The organism is Streptomyces sp. NPDC004838 (assembly GCF_053600955.1).
On record NZ_JBSGAW010000024.1, the window covers coordinates 1 to 16,680 of the forward strand.

A 16,680-nucleotide genomic window follows, 5' to 3' on the forward strand; every position below is an offset into this window, starting at 1 on the left:
AACATATCTGGCGTTGACTTTTGGCACGCTGTTGAGTTCTCAAGGAACGGACGCTTCCATCAGACCCTTCCAGGCCCTCCGGGCTTTTCCCTTCGGTCTTGCGTTTCCGACTCTATCAGATCCTTTCGGGCCTGATTCCCGGTCGAAATCGGGTTGTCTTTCCGACCCTTCGGCCGTTCCGACGTTCAAAACTCTAGCGGATTTCCCCGGCGACTCCTAATCGGGTCTTTTCGAAACGAATTTCGGCATGCCGAAATTCATCCCGGCTGGGGGATCGTGCAGAGTTTTGGGTGCCGCATCAGCGGCGGGAGTGTTCATCGCGGGGCCGTTCCGGTCCCGTGACAACTCGAAGAACCTTACGGAACGATGGAGGGCGTGTCAACTTCCCTCGTTGCCCGCGCGCCAAACCGGTCAGGGCACATCTGGTGGATCCCGGTCGGGCCCGGCTAGTCCAAGTCCGTGAGGCGGCCGCCCGCGTCCGGTTGGGTGTGCTCGACGCGGCGCAGGACGCGGATCAGGAGCTCGCCCAGAACCACGCGCTCCTCGGATGAGAGGTCCTGGAGCAGGTCCTCCTCGAAGATCGTGGCCATGCGCATGGCCTCCAGCCACTTCGTACGGCCTTCGTCCGTCAGCTCGACGATGACGCGGACCCGGTTGTTCTCGTCGCGGTCGCGGGTGACGAGGCCCTCGCCTGCCATCCGGTCGATGCGATGGGTCATGGCGGCCGGGGTGAGGCCGAGCCGCTTGGCGAGTTCGCCAGGGCCCATGCGGTAGGGGGAGCCCGAGAGGACCAGGCTCTTGAGGACCTCCCACTCGGCGTTGCTGATGCCGAGGGCGGCGACCTGGCGGCCGTACGCGACGTTCATGCGCCGGTTGAGGCGGCCGAGGGCCGAGACGACCTTCTCGACCTGGGGGTCCAGATCGCCGTATTCGCGCTGGTACGCGGCGATCTGTTCGTCGAGGCTCGGCTCCGGGTCGGGGACCCGGGCCGGAGCTACTGGGTCCTCGGGGCTCGCGGTAGGCATGCCCCTGAGTATCGCATGACGTTCATTGGCGTTGAAGTCCTTCGACATGTATTGTTAAGCCTCTAACTTTAGCGTTGAAGTGTTGAAACTTCACTCCTTCGGCTTGATGAGGCAGGTGAGTGTGACCAGGGAGATGGGTGCAGCGATGCGCCGGATCCAGGCGGGAAGCGCGCTGAGCGCGTTCGGACTCGGATTCACGGTTCCGTTTCTGTACATCTATGTGGCGTACGTACGGGATCTTGGCTCGACGACGGCGAGTGTCGTCATCGGCGTCTTCGCGATGGCCGCGCTCGTCGCCCTGCCGTTCGTCGGGCGGGTCATCGACCGCCGGGGGCCGAAGCCCGTCCTGGTGGGCGCCTCGGTGGTGGCCTCGCTGGGAGCGCTGTCGTTCGGGCTCTCCGCCGACACGGTGACCGTGGTTCTCTCCGCCGCGCTGCTGGGCGCCGGTACGGCCGTGACACAGCCGGCCCTCGCGACGATGATCGTCTGGTCGTCGGACGCCACGACCCGTACGCGGGCCTTCGCCTTCCAGTTCTTCCTGCAGAACCTGGGCCTCGGCATCGGTGGCCTGATCGGCGGGAACATCGTCGACAAGAGCCGTCCCGGCACCTTCAGCCTGCTGTTCGGCATCGAGTCCGTGATGTTCCTGGTGCTCGCCGGAATCGTGCTCTCGGTCAGGCTGTCGCGCCCGGCTCCCCTCAAGGGGCCGGTTCCGCAGGCACCCGCCGGTGGGGGCATGAAGGCACTGCTCGGGCACAAGGCGATGGTTCGGCTGAGCATTCTGGGGTTCATCCTCTTCTTCGCCTGCTACGGACAGTTCGAGTCGGGGCTCTCCGCGTACGGCACCGAGGCCGCCGGGATCGAGCCTTCGATGTTCGGTACGGCGCTGGCCGCGAACACCGCCGTGATCGGGATCGCGCAGTTCGTGATCCTGCGGTTCGTCGACCGCCACAAGAGGACGCGAGTGATCGCCGCGGTGGGTCTGATCTGGGCCGTCGCATGGGCGGCTGCCGGATACGCGGGGCTCGGCGCGTCGAGCCAGGCCATGGCGACGGCCGCCTTCATCTCGACGTACGCCCTCTTCGGGCTCGGCGAGGCGATGCTGGCGCCGACCGTCGCGCCGCTCGTCGTCGATCTGGCCCCGGATTCGATGGTGGGCCAGTACAACTCCGCGTTCGCGCTGGTCAAGCAGCTCGCGCTGGCCATCGGTCCGGCCGTCGGCGGGCCGATGGGGGCCGCGCTGCACGGTCCGTACATCGTGACGTTCGTACTGTTCTCGCTGGGCATCACGGTGCTGGCGCTACGGCTGGGACGGCATCTCACCCCCGCACAGGACCAGCCCTCCGCCGCGGAGAAGACGCGGGTGGTGGCCCAGTACCAGCCCGCCGAACCGGTGAAGGCCGCGGCGTAACCCGTACCGCTCGGGCCGCGGGCTACAGGGCTGCCGCGGGGCACAGGGTTACAGATGCTGCGCGGGATGTACGGGCAGGGCGAACTCGCACCAGACCGCCTTGCCGCCGCCCGGGGTCCGGCGGCTTCCCCAGGACGAGGCGATCGCCGCGATGATGGAGATCCCGCGGCCCGCCTCGTCCTCCGTCTCCGCGCGGCGGGGGCGCGGGAGGTGATCGTCGCCGTCCGTGACCTCGATGATCAGGCGGCGGTCGGTGCGGCGGAGCCGCAGGCGCATGGGCGGGGTGCCGTGCTTGAGGGAGTTGGCGACCAGTTCGCTGGTCGCCAGGACGCCCAGGTCGTGCAGCTCCGGCGAGAAGCGCCAGGAGGCGAGGACTCCGGACGCGAAGGCGCGGGCGCGCGACGCCGCCTCGACGCCGCCGAGCAGTTCGAGCGCCGCGTTGTGGAACAGTTCGGCGGCCACTCCTGTACGCGACGGGTGCCGGACGACCAGCACGGCGACGTCGTCGTCGTGGTCGGCGGTGATGCCCATGGCACGGATCAGCCGGTCGCAGACGACCTGCGGGGTGCCGGTCGCCCCGGCCAGGGCGCGCTCCAGCGTGGCGACTCCCTCGTCGATGTCCTCGCTGCGCCGCTCGACGAGACCGTCTGTATAGAGGACGGCGCTGGAACCGGGCGGGAGGTCGATGGCGCCCGAGGTGTGGAGCCAGCCGCCGGTGCCGAGAGGCGGGCCCGTCGGGTCCTCGGCGCGGTGGACCGTGCCGTCCGCGTCGCGGACGAGGACGGGGAGATGGCCCGCCGAGGCGTAGACGAGCCGGCCCTCGTTCGGATCGTGGACCGCGTAGACACAGGTGGCGATCTGGCTGGCGTCGATCTCGGAGGCGAGGCCGTCGAGCAGCTGGAGCACTTCGTGCGGCGGCAGGTCGAGGCGGGCGTAGGCCCGTACCGCGGTGCGGAGCTGGCCCATGACGGCCGCGGCCCGCACTCCGCGGCCCATCACATCGCCGATCACCAGGGCGGTGCGCCCTCCTCCGAGCGTGATCACGTCGTACCAGTCGCCGCCGACCGCCGCGTCCTCGCCGCCCGGCTGGTAGGTGGCGGCGACCTGGAGATCGTCGGGCTGCTCCAGCTTCTGCGGGAGGAGGGACCTCTGGAGGGTGACGGCCGTGTCGCGCTGGCGGCGCTCGCTGGCGCGCAGGCGCTCGGCGGCCTCGGCGTGGTCGGTGACGTCGGCGATGAAGACGAGGAGCCCGCTGCCGCCGCTTTCCTTGGGGATCTCGACGGGCAGGCAGGTGACGGTGTACGAGCCGGCGTCGGGGATCCTGCGGGACTTCACGGTGCGGGGCTTGCCGCTGCGCAGGACCTGGTCCATGAGCGGAGGCAGGCCCAGCTCGGTCAGTTCGGGGCAGGAGACGGCGGCGATGCTGCCGACGGGGCGGGGGCCGAAGGCGGTGGCGTACGCGTCATTGACGTACGCGATGCGGTGCTCGGGTCCGTACAACAGAGCGACGAGGGCGGGCAGGCGGCCGAGGATCTCGTGGGACGGGAAGTCCTCCAGGGCGGGCGCGGGGGACGCCGGCCGCGTTTCGCGCTCGGCGCGGGCGGCGGGAACGGGGCGCTCGCCTCGGGATTCCGCGCGGTGTTCCGGATGGTGGCCGACTCGCGGGCCGATCCCCTGATCGGCGCTCCGGTCGGCTCGTCGGCCGGTCCCGGGGTCGGCTTCGCCGTCGGGGCCTGCTTCAGGGCCGTCTGCGGGGCGGTGGTCGGTGCCGCGATCGGCCGGGTGGTCCGCGTGGTCCGCGTGGCCCTCGTCGTACTTTCCGCAGTGCTCCCCGGTGCGCTCTCCGCCGTTCTCCCCGCTCCACGGGCCCCGCGTGTTCTCCGTGCTCTCCGCGCTCTCCGTGGATTCCTTCCGGTCCTCGTCACGGGCTTCCGCCCTGCTCTCTCCCCGCTGGACCGGCCGGGTCATGGGAAAGATCCCGCGGTCGGTCCTCCGCGCTGCCGCGCGGCGCTGCGTACCGGGGAGCCTTGCGCTCCAACGCGTGAAGTTCACTGACTTACTAGCCTCAATGGTTGTCGCCAAGGGTCACGAGGGTCACTCTGTGCAAATGTGAGCCCACCTATGGTCACACGTCCAGTGTGACCGAACGGACTGACAGTCGGTGTCGACTGGGCGTCTACTAGGTATCTCTGGGGTCCGTGGGATCGGTGTGACGATCGGATCGATCGGTGGGGTCGCTGCCGTTTTCCGGTGCACCAGGGCGTTTCCCGGGGCTGTTTCCGGCGCTGTCCCCAGGACGGTTTCCGGGGCTGTTCGTTCGGTCGCTTCCGGTGCCGTTCGCTCGGTCGCTTCCGGGGCTGTTCGCTCGGTCGGTCCTGGTGCTTCTTCGCGGACCGCCGGGCTGCGGGCCGTCGGCCTTGAGGTGGAGTCCGTGTCTGCCGCCCGCGGCGAGTTCGAACTCCGCGCGCGGGTGCTCCAGCGAACCGAGCGAAACGATTTCCCTCTTGAACAGCCCGGCGAGGGTCCACTCGGCGAGTACGCGCGCCTTCCTGTTGAAGGTGGGAACCCGGCTGAGGTGGTACATACGGTGCATCCACCAGGCGGGGTAGCCCTTGAACTTGCGGCCGTAGACATGGGCGACGCCCTTGTGGAGGCCGAGCGACGCGACGGAGCCCGCGTTGGTGTGCGCGTACTCCTTCAGGGGCCGACCGCGCAGTGACGCGACGACGTTCTCGGCGAGGACCTTGGCCTGGCGCACGGCGTGCTGCGCGTTGGGGGCGCACTCCGCGCCCGTGACGACGGACCTGACGTCGGGGACGGCGGCCGCGTCACCGGCCGCCCAGGCGTGTTCCGCCCCCGCGACGGCGAGCCGGGCCGTGCAGCGGACACGGCCCCGTCCGTCGAGGGGCAGATCCGTGGCGGCGAGGAGGGGCGCGGGCTTGACGCCCGCGGTCCACACGACCGTACGGGACGGGAACCGGCTGCCGTCGCTGAGCACGGCGATCCGGTTCTCGCAGGAGTCGAGCCGGGTCTCCAGGCGTACGTCGATGTTGCGGGAGCGCAGCTCACGGATGGCGTACGTGCCCATCTCCGCACCGACCTCGGAGAGGATGCGGTCGCCGGCCTCGACGAGGATCCACTTGAGGTCCTCGGGCTTGATGTTGTGGTAGTAGCGCGAGGTGTAGCGGGCCATGTCCTCGAGTTCGGCGAGCGCCTCGACACCCGCGTAGCCGCCGCCGACGAAGACGAAGGTGAGGGCCGCGTCCCGGACGGCGGGGTCGCGGGTGGAGGAGGCGATGTCCATCTGCTCGATGACGTGGTTGCGCAGGCCGATGGCCTCCTCCACCGCCTTGAAGCCGATGCCGTAGTCGGCGAGGCCGGGGACCGGGAGGGTGCGGGAGACCGAACCCGGCGCGAGGACCAGCTCGTCGTACGCGAATTCGACGGCCCCCGTGCCTTCCTCGGCGGTGGCGAGCGTGGTGACGGTCGCGGTGCGCTTGGCATGGTCGACGGATGTGACCTCGCCGATGAGGATCTGGCATTTGCCGAGAACTCGCCGCAGGGGAACCACCACATGGGCGGGGGAGATCGATCCGGCCGCCGCTTCCGGGAGAAAGGGCTGATACGTCATATAGGGGTCGGGCGTGATCACCAGGATCTCCGCTTCGCCGCGCGCCAGCTCTCCCTTCAGCTTCCGCTGGAGATGCAGAGCCGCATACATCCCGACATAACCACCGCCGATCACGAGAATGCGCGTACCGTTGACGCGGGTCGGCGGCGGGGTGCCGCGGGTCGAGCCCTGGGTGCTGGGGGTGGAACCCCGGGAGGAGCCGGGGGTCGAGCCCTGGGAGTTGGCAGCCGTCACCATCCCATGAGGCAACGGTCCCCGGCGTTTGTCCACAGCCCCGGCAAATTGTGTGACCGGAGGCTTGGACTGGGCGCGCGCCGGGCCGCTCCCGAGAAATAGGGAAGGCGCGCAGGTCAGGTGGCGTGGAGAGGGCGGTGCCAGGGGGCGTAAACAGGAGTGTTCCGGTCCTTGCTCCGATCGGGGGGCGCTCCGTGCGGAACTACCCCCTTCTGAATTGACCCTGGCTCAACTATGTTCGTACCTCGTCGGGGTGCCTGGCCAAGGCTCATCCGGCAGACCAGGTGGGGAGGTCTCCGGGGGGAGACTCAGTGACCGGGGGAACGTGTATGACCATTCAGGATTCTCATTGGCAGGCCGCCGTGTCGCCGACCGCGGACGGCCAGATCGGGCACGGCGGAGCAGCCGGGCACGGTGGGCATGTGAGCAGCGAAGGGAACGGACGGGCGGGATCGGGCGGGGCCAGCCGCTCGACGCCCCTGCGGGTGGACGCGCAGCGGAATCTGGAGCATGTGCTCAGGGCCGCTCGTGAGGTGTTCGGCGAGCTGGGGTACGGAGCGCCGATGGAGGACGTGGCGCGCCGGGCCCGGGTCGGCGTGGGGACGGTGTACCGCCGCTTCCCCAGCAAGGACGTGCTCGTGCGGCGGATAGCCGAGGAGGAGACCTCCCGGCTGACCGAGCAGGCGCGTACGGCTCTGGGGCAGGAGGAGGAGCCGTGGTCGGCCCTCTCCCGCTTCCTGCGTACGTCGGTGGCCTCGGGCGCCGGGCGACTGCTGCCGCCTCAGGTGCTGCGCGTGGGCGTGGATTCCGACGAGTCGACGGCCGTCGCGGGGGACGAGGCGCGGGTGCCGCATCAGCGGGCGGGGATTCAGGCCCCTGGTCCCGTTCCCGAGCTGCGGATCGTCGGGCAGCGTTCGGCCTCGTCAGCGTCGGCTCAGGATCTGGACGACGGCGGTGCGGGCGATCTGCTCGAAGTGGTGGGGCAGTTGGTCGACCGGGCGCGCGCGGCGGGTGAGCTGCGCACCGATGTCACCGTGGCGGATGTACTGCTGGTCATAGCCACGGCCGCGCCCGCGCTGCCGGACGCGGCGCAGCAGGCGGCGGCGTCGGCGAGGCTGCTGGACATCCTGCTGGAGGGGCTGCGGTCCAGGTAGGGCCGGTACGGCGGTGACGGCGACCGTGACGGTGACGGTGTGCCGTGGACCGGGGTGTGCTGTGGACCGGGGGTGTGCTGTGCCCTGGGCCTTCTCCTGACCGGCTGGGCTCTGCCCCCGGCCGACGGGGTGGCGGGTGGCCGGGCGGGCGCTCGGGCCTGGGCAGGGCCTGGCCGCGGGCTTCGGGTCTGACCGCGGGCTTCGGGCTTGGCAGGCCGGAGCTTGGCAGGCCGGGGTTCAGTGGCTTTCGGTACCGGCCGCGGTGTCGACGCCGAGCCCTCTGCGGCGTGACCGTCCCTCGCTTCCCGGCTCCGGCGGCCCGACCGCCCCCGATGGCCTTCCATGGCTTCGCGGCGCCCGGTGGGCTCCTGCCTCTCGGGGGCCGACTGTGGAGTCCGGCTTCCGCGGTGATCCCCGAACCGGCCTCCGCCGAGGGCCGGTTGGGACCGCGCTCCGCGGCCTGCGGGTCGCCTGGAGGCGGGGGCCGGGTCACCATGACAAGTAATTGAGCCATACACTAAAGGGTGATGGATAGCGCACGGATTCGACAGAACTCCCCGGATGAGTGGTTGGCACAGACAGAGGTCTTGATGCGCTCTCACCGTGTGGCACGCTGGCCCGGTGTTCGTGTCTGAGGGTGCTGACGGGAGCTTCCGCCATGAACGAGGGCTTCCGCTATGAGCGGTGACGGGCAGGACGCGCGGGACCGGTCACCCGGTGCCGGGGACGACGGGGGCCCGGTCGGGGCGCCATCGCGACAGGCCCCAGGACAAGTCGGGCCCAGTGGTTCCGGGTCGGCGTCCGGGTCGGCGTCCGGTTCCGGGGCAGGCCCCAGGGCAGGGGCCGGGTTCTCCGGAGCGGCCCGCAAGACCGATCCGGCCGGGGCGGCGGGCTCAAGCGGGTCAAGTGGCTCGGCGGGCACGGGGGTTTCCGAGTACTCGGTTCCCACGCAGGGGACGAGCGGCCTCAAGGCGGACGACTCCGCGTCGGGGAGCGGCTGGGCGGACGGCGTCCCCAGCGCCTCGTCCGGGACTTCCGGCGCCTCGTCCGGGTCCTCCGGCGGCGCGGCCCGTATGAGCGGCCCTCACGGTCCCGGCGTGGAGAGCCATGCCGTGCCCCAGCAGCGCGAGGGCGGGGCCTCCCTGCTTCCGCCGCCGCGTGAGCCGGTGCCGGCGGACGCCGAGTTGATCCAGCGGATGCGCAACGGCGACAACAGCGCGTACGAGGAACTGTTCCGGCGGCACTCCGATGCCGTGCGCCGGTACGCGCGCGGTTGCTGCCGGGACGCGCACACGGCCGACGATCTGACGGCCGAGGTGTTCGCGCGGACCCTTCAGGCCGTTCGTGGAGGCGCGGGGCCGCAGCAGGCGGTACGGGCGTATCTGCTCACCACGGTGCGCAGGGTCGCCGCGACCTGGACCAAGACCGCGAAGCGGGAGCAACTGGTCGAGGACTTCGCCGTGTTCGCCGCCGAGGCCGAGCGCAGCACGGATGTCGCGACGGATGACACCCTCGGCCTGGGAGCCGATGTCCGCGCGATGCACGAGGCGGAACGGTCGCTGGCCATGCAGGCGTTCCGGTCGCTGCCCGAGCGGTGGCAGGCGGTTCTGTGGCACACGACCGTGGAGGAGGAGTCGCCCAGCGAGGTCGCGCCGCTGTTCGGCCTGACCGCGAATGCCACCGCGGTACTCGCCAGCCGGGCCCGTGAGGGGCTCAAGCAGGCGTACCTCCAGGCTCATGTCAGCACCTCCCTGACCGCTGGCGGGGACTGTGCCCGTTACGCGGACCGGCTGGGCGCGTACGCCCGTGGCGGGCTGCGGATGCGGGCCGAGCGCGGGTTGCGCAAGCACCTGGAGGAGTGCGCGAAGTGCCGGGTGGCGGCAGGCGAGTTGGAGCATGTGAACGCCGGCATTCCGGCGCTGCTGCCGGTCGCGGTCCTCGGCTGGTTCGCGGTCGGTTACTCGCTCAAGGCGGCGGGAGTCGCCGCCGGTGGTGTCGTGGGCGCGGCAGGAGCGGGGGCGGCCGCCGCCGCCACGGGAAGCGTGGCGGGGAGCTCCGCTGGAACGGCGGGCGGGGCGGCCGGCGGAGCGGCGGGCGGGGCGGCCTCCGAGGGGCTGGGCACGCCGGTCAAGGTCGGCATCGGTGCGGCGCTGGCCATCGCGGCGGCGGCGGGAATGGTGTTCGCGCTCACGGGCGCGCCTCAGCCCGCGGCCGATTCGGAGGCGAAGCCGGCGGTCGGCGGTCCCGCCGAGCCGGGGAATCCCGCGCCGCCCGAGGATCCGGAGCAGCCGGCGCCGCCCGGAGCGAAGCCCGCGCCGAGGCCCGGCGCTGGTTCTGGGCCCGGAGCTGGGCCTGGAGCTGGTCCCGGCGCCGGTCCGGACAAGCCCGTGCCGGGGTCGTCCGCAGAGGCGACGCCGGGTGGTACACCGAATCCTTCGTCGGTCCCCCCGTCGAAGACGACGCCGTCGGAACCGGCGCCATCGGGCTCCGATCCCGCCGTGCCGACGGGGTCGAGCCCGCCCGCGACCAAGCCGACGCCCCCCGAGCCGAGTTCGGAACCACCGACGCGGCCTCAGCCCGAGCCGGAGGTCTACCAGCTCAACCGGCTGAAGTACAGCATCTTCGGCGACCAGACAGGTCCCGAGGTGGTGCTGGCCGAGAGCACCTGGCTCTGGCAGCGGACGAGCATGTCGATCGGCGGCGACAGTTACGCCCACGGAGTGACCGTGCACGGACGGTCGTCCATCACGATCCAGCTCAACCGCGCGTGCTCCACGTACAACGCGAAGGTCGGCGTCGACGACCTGGCGCTGGGGCTGGGTGCGATGCGGTTCTCCGTGTACGGGGACGGTACGCGTCTGTGGCGCTCCCCCGTCGTCCGCGGCGGCGACCCGGCGAGGACGGTCCACGTGGCGATCTCGGGCAAGAAGAAGATCCGCCTGGTGGTGGAACCGCACAAGCCGCTCGACGCGTTGGTGCTGGCGGGATGGGCGGAGTCGCGGATCAGTTGCGGGTGAGGTGATCGGTACGCATGCGTCTGTACGCATGCGTCCGTACGCGTGCCTCCGTACGCATGGGTACGGCGGCGGCGTGGCGGCGGCGTGATGGCATGGGCCCGCGGGCCCGCGGTCAGTGCTCGGCCGCGTCCAGGAGGATCCGTGCCAGCTCGTCCGGCTCGGAGAACATCGGCCAGTGGCCGGTGTCCATCTCGACCAACCGCCAATGATCGCCCCTCAACAGGTCGGCCACGTCGTCGCTCGGCTCCGGACCGTCGAGCAGACACTTCACATACGTCGTCGGGAGTTCGCCGAGCGGCCGGGCCAGGACGGCCGGGTCGGCCAGTGAGGCTCCCGGATGCGGCGTCGATCCGCCCACGATCCGGGCGATCTGCTCGTCCGTGAGCCCTTGACCGGCGCAGTCGGCCTCGGTCAGCGGCGCCCAGAGACCGTCGTTCCCGGCGATGGCCGCCTCCAGCTTCGCCGGGCCCTCCCACCAGGTGGAGACGAACGACTCGCCTTCGGCCGGCACGGCGGAGTCGACGAAGACCACTCGGGCCAGTCGGTCACCGATCCGCCCGGCGGCCTGGCCGACCGGGATGCCCGAGTAACTGTGTCCGACCAGCACGACATCGCGTAGATCGAGGCGCTCGACCTCGTCGACGATGTCCCGTATGTGAGTCTGCTTCCCGACGGGCACGGCCCGCTTGTCGGCGAGCCCGGACAGCGTCAGCGGGTGAACGCCATGACCGGCCTCACGCAGCGTGGGCACCACAGCGTCCCACGCCCACGATCCGAGCCACGCGCCCGCGACCAAGATGAAGTTCGACATGCCCGCACCGTAACGGAGGGCTCTGACAACGACCGGCGGAGACTCTCGATACGCGCCCCGGGGGCTTCGTCCGGATCAGGCGAGCCCGGCGGGATCCGAACCGGAAGGCTCAGGTGCGCAGGCTCGGGCGGGGCGGGACGCCACCGGCCACGGCCCGCTGCCTGGGGGCCGCGGTGCCGGTCCAGCAGGTGCCTCGGCGGGAGAGGAGGCGGCGGAGCCAGAGTTCGGTGGAGACGAGGTCGGCGAGGCCGTCGAGGGGCAGGGGTTCGCCCTCGGAGGCGGCCCGGAGCGCCTTGCGGACGACACGCGCCTCGATGAGGCCGGCGTCGGCGAGAAGGGGCGCGTCGAAGAGGGCCATGAGGTGGGGAAGGGCGGCACGGAGGCCCTTGCGTGCCGTGGCCGTCGAGGTGGCCTGGGTGGAGGTGCCCCATCCGGGGGGCAGGTCGTGGATGCCCGCGCCCGCGAGGACCGTGCGGAGGATGTCCCCTCGCGCCCCCGGCCGGACCCGCAGCGATTCGGGGAGGTCGCGGCAGGCGCGTACGACCTGGTTGTCGAGGAAGGGCGCGTGCAGGCGCTGGCTGCGGACCTCCGCGGCCTGTTCCAGGATGCGCTGATCCGTGGCCAGCCGGGCCAGCGCGGCGCGGGCGCGCGCCTCGCCGGGACGCTGCACGGGCACCGGCCTGGTCGCCGCCTCCGTCAGACGAACCGATACTTCAGCGAGGGCCTCACCCGTGAGCCAGCGCGCCGCCGGGCCGGGACGCGACCAGGTCAGCGCGGCCAGGGAGGCGTCCACCGGGCCCACGCCGTTGGCGCGGGCACCGGAGCGGTTCGCCTCCAGCAGTCGGTCGGCCGCCGTTTCGAGACCGGTGCGGTACGGCGTACGGGCCAGCCTGCGCGCGGCCCGGTAGACGGTGAGCGGGATGAACAGGGACTGCGGTGAAGGCCCTTCCGCCCTGGCGAGCGCGGTCACCGGGCGCAGCAGATGCCGGCGTCTTCGGTCCAGCAGGAGATCCGCGAGCCGCGCCGGGTGCGCGTCGAGGACCTGTCTGGCCCCCGCGCCGGTGAAGTGGTCGGCGCTGCCGGAGGCGAGCCGGGCGCGGTGGCGTTCCGCGGTGACCAGGGAGGGCGCGGGCTCGTCGGTGAGGGGCCCGTTCTCCAGGCCCGCGTACGGGAGCGCCTCCTCCCCCGACGCGACGACGACATGGTGCAGCCGGGGGTTCTCGGCGATGGCGCGCGCCCGTTCCAGTTCGGGCTCGCGGCCGTCCTCGGTGAGGTCGTTGAAGGTGACGGCGAGAAGGCGTTCACCGGCTCCCGTGCCATGGCCGAGGACCGTGCCGGGCACTCCGGGCAGCCCCGCGGCGAGCAGTGCCAGCGTTCCGGAGGCGCTGCCTCCGGAGAGGTCGGCGCCGATGCCGGGCGCGGGCGCGCCTCTGCGGGCGCGCCGTTCCGCGGGCCCCATGCCCGGTACGGGCCCCGGGTCCGGAGGCAGGGTCTCCGGCGCGTGCCGGGGTGCGGTGAGCCTTGCCCGTACCGCTTCGATCAGCGCGTCCCGTACGCCGTCGACCGCGCGGTCCGCCTCGATCTGCGGCCCGGCGACGGCGAGGGAGGCGACCGGCTCGTATCCGGTGATCTCGCGGGAGCCCTCGCGCAGGATCAGGGCGTGGCCCGGCGGGATGCGCTTCACACCGGCGTACGGGGTCGAGTCGCGCAGCGCCTCCGGCGTCTCCGGGCAGGCGAGCAGCGCGGCCAAATGTCCGATGTCGAGCTGCGCTTCGATCAGATCGGCGAGCGGGAGTGCGGCGGTGGCGTACGCGGTGCCGTTCGCCCAGGGGGTGTAGTAGACGGGCCGCGCGCCCGCGAGGTCGCCGGCGATCGTGATCCGGCGTCCGGTCTGGACGACGGCGGTGTAACTGCCGGGCCACGCGGTCAGATGCCGCAGCGCTCCGCCGCGCGCCGAGAGCAGTCCGGCGCGCAGTTCGTCATCGCCGACCGCGCAGCACCCGAGAACGGCGATCCTGGTGAAGGGGTCGATGCTGACGACGCGTACCTCGTCGGGCCGCCAGTCCCCCACCGCCCAGAGCGGATCGGGGTCGCCCCACAGGAGCTGGGAGCCGACGGGATGGACCGAACGTCCCTCGTCGGAGGCGCCGACGACCCCGGCCGAACCGAAGTTCGCGGCGATACTGCTCCACCCCACCAACCAACGCACCGCCGCCTCCACAGGCTGTGGACAAAATTCGCTCACCGAGCCGAGCCGGGCCGGGCCGGGCCGAAGGAGTCGGGCCGAGCCGAGTCGGGCCGGATGGTGACTCCCGGTCTCGTCGGCTTCAGGACTTCCCGCGGTCCGGGCAGTGCCGACGGTCCCCGGCGGTCCAGGTGTCCGGATTTCCGGGTACCTGGACCGCCGGGGGTCGTCGGAGGTCACTGGGCTACCCCGGCTGAACCCGGCCGTTCGGGAACATGCTGCCACGAAGGAGCGGAACAAGACGGACCCCGGGTAGCACGAGCAAAAAGTGAACGCGCCTGAGTCATGACCGATTTGGCGACGGTTCAGAAGACCGCGGAAGGATCACGTCAGCCCCATACATGTACAAAGACCACGAGAAGGACAGTCGACATTCGGCCATTTTTAGGGCGATCGGAACCGCCGTCCATCGGCACGGAGCGACACCGAACCGGTGCACAACCGTCCGGATCCGCGCCTCCCGGCGTGCCGGCGCCGCGCCCCGACGCGCGCTTGGATGCGGGCTGACTCGGCGCCCGCTCCGCATCCGTTCCGCGCCTGTTCCGCGCCTGTTCCGCGACTCCTCCACGCCCGGAACCGGGCCGGGTCCGGGCCTCGTCCGGGCAGCGTCCGCACCGGATTCACACGGTCCGTCTGTCGGGCCCGCGCAGGCCCGGCGCGGGATCGGCGCTGAGCCGACCACCGTGACCGATGCCGGATCACGTCGGCGGACGTACCGGCGGACCTGCGTATGAACGTCCCGTCGGCGCGCTCGGATACGCCAGTCCGGGAGGCGGGGTTCGCCTCCCGGACCGGTCCGCCGCCCGCGGGGATTGAAGGCGGCGGTGTCCCCCAGCCCACTGGTTCCAGTACGCAGCGGGCCGACCCACGCAACTCTCATGGAAGCCCTCGCACCACCCTGCGGCCAGAGCGCACGAACGGGCGCACGGCCACACAACGGGAGCACGACGAGGGGCGGTGAGGGGTACGGAAGGCGAGGCGGCGGACGGCCCTGGGCCCGCGCACGGACGAGCGGGGACGGCGCACAGGAGGAGTGCGGAAGGAGTGCGGAAGGAGTGCGGGAGGAGCGCGGGAGGAGCGCAAGACGAGCGCGGAACGGCCTCGGCAGGAGTACGGCGGGCCCGCTGGACGAGTTCGGGAGGCGGCACGGGAACCGCCCGTACCGCGGTGGCCGTCGGCGATGCTCCGGCAGCGGCCGCGGAGGCGGCGCGCGGACGTCACGGTACGGGCCGGAGGAGGTGCGCAAGGGGGCGCGCCGATGAACCCGCCGCGGTCACGCCATCCGTGGCCTGTTCACCGTCCGTCCGCGTCCGGTTCGCTCCAACGCACAACAATCTCGCCATACGGAACACCGCCTCTTAACGGTCGGGATGTGGCGAACTACGCTGGGTTTACTGATGTTCTCAACCGACGGGCATATTCCGAGGGGCTCGGCCAGGAGCTTTTGCAACCGGGATCCACACCGGGGCAGGAGCGGAACCCGAAAGGGACCCGGCCGGGGCAGCGGAAGCCGCCCGCCGGGGAGACTCAGCACGAATGCCGCGCGCCGGACAGGGACGCGGCGGCCGTCTGTGTGTCGAGGGGTGGCGCATGTCCAGGGAGCAACGCGGGCCGAACGAAAAGCTCGGCACCGTTCTCGCCCTCGCGGGAATCAGCAACGCCGGGCTCGCCCGGCGGGTCAACGACCTCGGAGCGCAGCGCGGTCTGACCCTCCGATACGACAAGACGTCCGTGGCGAGATGGGTGTCCAAAGGCATGGTGCCCCAGGGCGCCGCGCCCCACCTCATCGCCTCGGCGATCGGTGCCAAGCTGGGCCGTCCCGTGCCCTTGCACGAGATCGGACTCGCGGACGCCGACCCGGCCCCCGAGGTCGGACTCGCCTTCCCGCGTGATGTGCGCGCGGCGGTGAAATCGGCCACCGATCTGTACCGTCTCGATCTGGCGGGCCGGCGCGCCGGCAGCGGCGGAATCTGGCAGTCCCTGGCCGGTTCCTTCGCGGTGAGCGCGTACGCGACCCCCGCGTCCCGCTGGCTGATAACACCCGCCGACCCGTCGGTCGAGCGCACGCCGGAGGGCACGGCCGCGGAGGAGTCCCCCACGCGCGTGGGCCACAGCGATGTCACCAAGCTGCGCGAGGCGGCGGAGGACGCGCGCCGCTGGGACTCCAAGTACGGCGGAGGGGACTGGCGTTCGTCGATGGTCCCCGAGTGCCTGCGGGTGGACGCCGCGCCGTTACTGCTCGGGTCGTACTCCGACGAGGTCGGCCGCGCCCTCTTCGGCGCGACCGCCGAACTGACCAGGCTCGCCGGGTGGATGGCCTTCGACACCGGCCAGCAGGAGGCGGCGCAGCGGTACTACATCCAGGCGCTCCGTCTCGCGCGCGCGGCGGCGGACGTTCCGCTCGGCGGCTATGTACTGGCATCCATGGCGCTGCAATCCATCTACCGGGGCTTCGCCGACGAAGGCGTCGATCTGGCGCAGGCCGCGCTGGAACGCAACCGTGGCCTCGCCACCGCACGGACGATGAGCTTCTTCCGGCTGGTGGAGGCCCGGGCGCACGCCAAGGCCAACGACGCGGTCGCCGCGGGGGCCGCGCTGAAGGCGGCGGAGGGCTGGCTGGAACGGGCGCGGGAGGGCGATCCCGATCCGTCCTGGCTGGGCTTCTACTCGTACGACCGGTTCGCCGCGGACGCGGCGGAGTGCTACCGCGATCTGCGGGCCCCCCGCCAGGTCCGGCGCTTCACCGAGCAGGCGCTGTCACGGCCGACGGAGGAGTTCGTCCGCTCGCACGGCCTGCGGCTCGTGGTCAGCGCGGTCGCCGAGCTGGAGTCGGGGAACCTCGACGCGGCGTGCGCGGCGGGGACGCGCGCGGTGGAGGTCGCCGGCCGGATCTCCTCGGCGCGGACGACGGAGTACGTACGGGATCTGCTGCACCGGCTCGAACCGTACGGGGACGAGCCACGGGTGGTGGAGCTGCGGGAGCGGGCGAGGCCGCTGCTGGTGGCCCCGGCGTAGCGGGCGGGACGGCGAGCGGGCGAGTGCTTGCGGGCGTGGCGTGCTCGTGGGCGTGGCGTGCTCGCGGGCGGATTCCTGCGGGCAGGTGCTCGCAGGCAAGTGCTCGCAGGTGGACTCTTGCGGGTCAGTGCCTGCGG

The 16,680-nt window shown here is 71.6% G+C and carries 9 protein-coding genes; 4 read left to right on the forward strand and 5 right to left on the reverse strand.

Annotated features, from left to right (window positions below; all coding sequences use genetic code 11):
* Positions 1–446 precede the first annotated feature (446 nt).
* Positions 447–1,025: a MarR family winged helix-turn-helix transcriptional regulator gene (locus ACWEFL_RS24990; protein ID WP_451716574.1), complete on the reverse strand. Its 579-nt coding sequence runs from the start codon at positions 1,023–1,025 to the stop codon at positions 447–449.
* A 145-nt stretch (positions 1,026–1,170) separates the two neighbouring features.
* Here ACWEFL_RS24990 and ACWEFL_RS24995 point away from each other — a divergent pair, with 145 nt between their 5' ends.
* Positions 1,171–2,436 (forward strand): MFS transporter, encoded by a 1,266-nt coding sequence (locus tag ACWEFL_RS24995; RefSeq protein ID WP_451716737.1) that lies wholly within the window; start codon positions 1,171–1,173, stop codon positions 2,434–2,436.
* A 48-nt stretch (positions 2,437–2,484) separates the two neighbouring features.
* Here the strand turns inward: ACWEFL_RS24995 and ACWEFL_RS25000 are convergent, their stop codons facing one another.
* Both ACWEFL_RS25000 and ACWEFL_RS25005 read right to left on the reverse strand, forming a co-directional pair.
* Positions 2,485–4,404: a SpoIIE family protein phosphatase gene (locus ACWEFL_RS25000; protein ID WP_451716575.1), complete on the reverse strand. Its 1,920-nt coding sequence runs from the start codon at positions 4,402–4,404 to the stop codon at positions 2,485–2,487.
* Between the two features lie 211 nt (positions 4,405–4,615).
* A complete protein-coding gene (locus ACWEFL_RS25005; RefSeq protein WP_451716577.1) occupies positions 4,616–6,304 on the reverse strand; it encodes an NAD(P)/FAD-dependent oxidoreductase in 1,689 nt (562 codons plus the stop codon).
* A gap of 326 nt (positions 6,305–6,630) precedes the next feature.
* Here ACWEFL_RS25005 and ACWEFL_RS25010 point away from each other — a divergent pair, with 326 nt between their 5' ends.
* Both ACWEFL_RS25010 and ACWEFL_RS25015 read left to right on the forward strand, forming a co-directional pair.
* Positions 6,631–7,455, forward strand: a complete 825-nt coding sequence (locus tag ACWEFL_RS25010; RefSeq protein ID WP_451716579.1) for a TetR/AcrR family transcriptional regulator — start codon at positions 6,631–6,633, stop codon at positions 7,453–7,455.
* A gap of 677 nt (positions 7,456–8,132) precedes the next feature.
* Positions 8,133–10,472: a sigma-70 family RNA polymerase sigma factor gene (locus ACWEFL_RS25015; protein WP_451716581.1), complete on the forward strand. Its 2,340-nt coding sequence runs from the start codon at positions 8,133–8,135 to the stop codon at positions 10,470–10,472.
* A gap of 112 nt (positions 10,473–10,584) precedes the next feature.
* Here ACWEFL_RS25015 and ACWEFL_RS25020 read toward each other — a convergent pair whose 3' ends face one another.
* On the reverse strand, positions 10,585–11,283 hold the full coding sequence (locus ACWEFL_RS25020) for an alpha/beta fold hydrolase (RefSeq protein WP_451716583.1): 699 nt from the start codon (positions 11,281–11,283) through the stop codon (positions 10,585–10,587).
* A 109-nt stretch (positions 11,284–11,392) separates the two neighbouring features.
* Positions 11,393–13,492, reverse strand: coding sequence for an asparagine synthase-related protein (locus ACWEFL_RS25025; protein ID WP_451716584.1), 2,100 nt, complete (start codon positions 13,490–13,492; stop codon positions 11,393–11,395).
* 1,626 nt (positions 13,493–15,118) lie between these two features.
* Between ACWEFL_RS25025 and ACWEFL_RS25030 the strand changes: the two genes are divergently transcribed.
* Complete coding sequence (locus ACWEFL_RS25030; protein WP_451716585.1) at positions 15,119–16,543, forward strand: MFS transporter; 1,425 nt, start codon at positions 15,119–15,121, stop codon at positions 16,541–16,543.
* Positions 16,544–16,680 lie beyond the last annotated feature (137 nt).

What these genes read in the sequence shown, in the direction of transcription:
- ACWEFL_RS24990 (WP_451716574.1), bottom strand. Translation starts at nt 1,025, where the DNA reads ATGCCTACCGCGAGCCCCGAGGACCCAGTAGCTCCGGCCCGGGTCCCC.
- ACWEFL_RS24995 (WP_451716737.1), top strand. Translation starts at nt 1,171, where the DNA reads ATGCGCCGGATCCAGGCGGGAAGCGCGCTGAGCGCGTTCGGACTCGGA.
- ACWEFL_RS25000 (WP_451716575.1), bottom strand. Translation starts at nt 4,404, where the DNA reads ATGACCCGGCCGGTCCAGCGGGGAGAGAGCAGGGCGGAAGCCCGTGAC.
- ACWEFL_RS25005 (WP_451716577.1), bottom strand. Translation starts at nt 6,304, where the DNA reads ATGGTGACGGCTGCCAACTCCCAGGGCTCGACCCCCGGCTCCTCCCGG.
- ACWEFL_RS25010 (WP_451716579.1), top strand. Translation starts at nt 6,631, where the DNA reads ATGACCATTCAGGATTCTCATTGGCAGGCCGCCGTGTCGCCGACCGCG.
- ACWEFL_RS25015 (WP_451716581.1), top strand. Translation starts at nt 8,133, where the DNA reads ATGAGCGGTGACGGGCAGGACGCGCGGGACCGGTCACCCGGTGCCGGG.
- ACWEFL_RS25020 (WP_451716583.1), bottom strand. Translation starts at nt 11,283, where the DNA reads ATGTCGAACTTCATCTTGGTCGCGGGCGCGTGGCTCGGATCGTGGGCG.
- ACWEFL_RS25030 (WP_451716585.1), top strand. Translation starts at nt 15,119, where the DNA reads ATGTCCAGGGAGCAACGCGGGCCGAACGAAAAGCTCGGCACCGTTCTC.